Source organism: Psychrobacter sp. W2-37-MNA-CIBAN-0211 (assembly GCF_040309405.1).
GTDB lineage: Bacteria > Pseudomonadota > Gammaproteobacteria > Pseudomonadales > Moraxellaceae > Psychrobacter > Psychrobacter glaciei.
Genome location: NZ_JBEOOU010000164.1, coordinates 1 through 276, shown reverse-complemented (window position 1 = coordinate 276; position 276 = coordinate 1). Strand labels below are relative to the sequence as shown.

General features: G+C 43.1%; 1 pseudogene. It reads left to right on the top strand.

Features of this window, described 5'->3' with window-relative positions:
- Nucleotides 1-276: pseudogene (locus AAEY72_RS14735) on the top strand (Na+/H+ antiporter NhaC family protein); the annotation flags it as partial.

The following is a 276-nucleotide window of genomic DNA, read 5'->3' as shown; positions in this document are numbered from 1 at the left end:
CCTTAATGGCGGGTGCGGTGATGTCTGGTGCATTATTTGGAGACAACTTATCGATTATTTCTGATACCACGATTGCGGCAACACGTACTCAAGGTTGTGAAATGAAAGACAAGTTCCGTGAAAACTTAGTATTTTCGATACCGGCGGCGATCCTCACCTTGATTGCTTTTTCGATTGTCGGTCAAGGACAAGCGGATATTGCAGCTCAGGACATCGAAATATTAAAAGTATTACCGTATTTAACCATTCTGGTGCTAGCTGTGATCGGTTTAAACG